Below are 1,924 nucleotides of genomic sequence, written 5' to 3' on the forward strand. Positions count from 1 at the left end.
GGACAGCCCTCCGCCCCTACGAGCGGCCACTGGCCATCCTCGGACTCAACTGACCTGCACTGACGCACGACCAACGGACTTTGCAATCGCCCTGGTACTCAGGCCCTCACGGTTCCTCCGCTTGAGCCGCTCCCTTTCACCACCCTTATAAGTCAGGCGGCATTATCGGGGCTTGCCTTCTCACGTTCCATGCGAGAGCAGCAGATCAGGCTCACGTCGCCTCCGTGCCGGACACCGCCTGGCCAGTAAACGGGACCCCCGCCAGACTTATCCCGGAGCAACCACAAATCTCCGGTTCTGATGTCACCTGTTTTCTAACGACACTTCAAGCAGCGATTCACTTGCGTTCGTCTTCCTGATCCCCACCTGACGGCTCTACCGCCGCCTTTTCCACATCGCTCACCACGACGGTCGTCAACCAACGCAGCATGTGGCGGTTTGGCACCGTCCCCCGCAGGGCGGCGCCGAGGGGCCAAATCCCTCATCTCTCACACAGCACCGCATCGTGGAGCTCTCCCTACCTGAGCTCCCCTCTGCGTTCGTGACACACGCGGTTTGAGACCTCCCCCTGCGCGGGCGGTCCCGCCGGAAGATTCCGTCTACATCAGAACCTCCCGTTGTGTTCGTGGCGCACGGTCGTCGGCATACCTGACCAGCACCGGGGCGTCCGGCATGATCTCTCCGGCCCGTCGGCCCGGAGGGTAGTACCGCACGCCCGCAGCCGCCTCCATCCCGTGCAGGGCGACGTTCAGCAGCACAGGGCTGATCACTCCGCCTTGAGGAGTTCCCTCCTCCGTCGCAGTGAACCGGCCGCGTTCCACCACTCCGGCCTGCAGCCACTGCCGGACCAGTCCCCGGGCGGGGAAGGTGCCGAGCCGGGCCAAAAGCCGGTTGTGGTCGATGCGGTCGAACGCCGCTGCCAGGTCCGCGTCCAGGATCCACACGCGTTGCGGGTTCTTGCCGTTGAGCGTGTTGTAATGACCCCGATCGCGTCGTGGCAGCCCCGGCCCGGGCGGAATCCGTACGACCTCGCCTCGAACCGGGCCTCCCACTCGGGTTCCAGCGCCGCCGACACCCGGGCCTGGTGAGCCCTGTCGATGATCACGGGAATGCCGAGTGGGCGCCGTTTGCGGCCCCCTGCCTTGGGGATGAACACCCGCCGGACTGGACGGGCCTGCCAGATGCTTGCGCGCTGCTGGATGAAGCGCGCCAGTTCCGTCTTGCCCGGGGCGGTCAGCACAACCCGACCGTCGATCCCCGCTGTCTTTCGTCCGGCGTTGACCTCCGTCACCCTGCGCACGCTGACCAGCGTGTTGCTCAGGCTCCGGAGCATCAGTTTCTGCAGGTTCCTGACTCTCGCCAGGTCACCGTCCCTCGATGCCGTGAAGATGCGCTGGCGCAGGCGGCATCCCAAGCCAGAGCGGCGGCCTCCGTCGGGGTTTCCACGTTCCGCGTGTGCGAGATACAACCGGATTGGGCGCCCTCTATATCCCGGGGCGGCGGTGTCCTCCCGAGCAGCATGCAACACCGCCCGGCGCCTGCCGCATCTCAGCGGCCCGCCCTGCACCCTGCTACCGCGTCCCACCGGCAGGGCTTTTCTTCACGAGACGTCATTGAGGGTTCACGGGTGTTCGCCCGCCCGGTCTTCCCCTTGCCTCTTGCCGCCGGGTGGAGCGGCGGCACTTGGGCTTCTCCCCGGAGCTTCGCACCCCGCCGTTACCAGCGACGCACGTCCGAGTGGGGACGGGCCATCGGACACGGACCCGGGGCTACCCTGTCGTCGGCGACATCGCCGACCCCCTCTCCAAGAGCACCCACTCAACACACGCGACTGAGGCGACCCCTGTGGTGTGGACACTCTGACAATGGATCTTGCAGATCCGAGGGAAGGTGTCCTGGTGGGACGTAGGTCTCCGTATCCGGC

1 pseudogene is annotated in these 1,924 nt (G+C 66.3%); it reads right to left on the reverse strand.

Going from position 1 to position 1,924, the window contains the following annotated elements:
- Window positions 1–635: 635 nt before the first annotated feature.
- Window positions 636–1,414, reverse strand: a pseudogene (locus tag ACFYXH_RS42425) (reverse transcriptase domain-containing protein); the annotation flags it as partial.
- Between the last annotated feature and the right edge of the window lie 510 nt (window positions 1,415–1,924).

Origin of the sequence: Streptomyces sp. NPDC002730 (genome assembly GCF_042888805.1) — a bacterium.
In the GTDB taxonomy this organism is placed as follows: domain Bacteria; phylum Actinomycetota; class Actinomycetes; order Streptomycetales; family Streptomycetaceae; genus Streptomyces.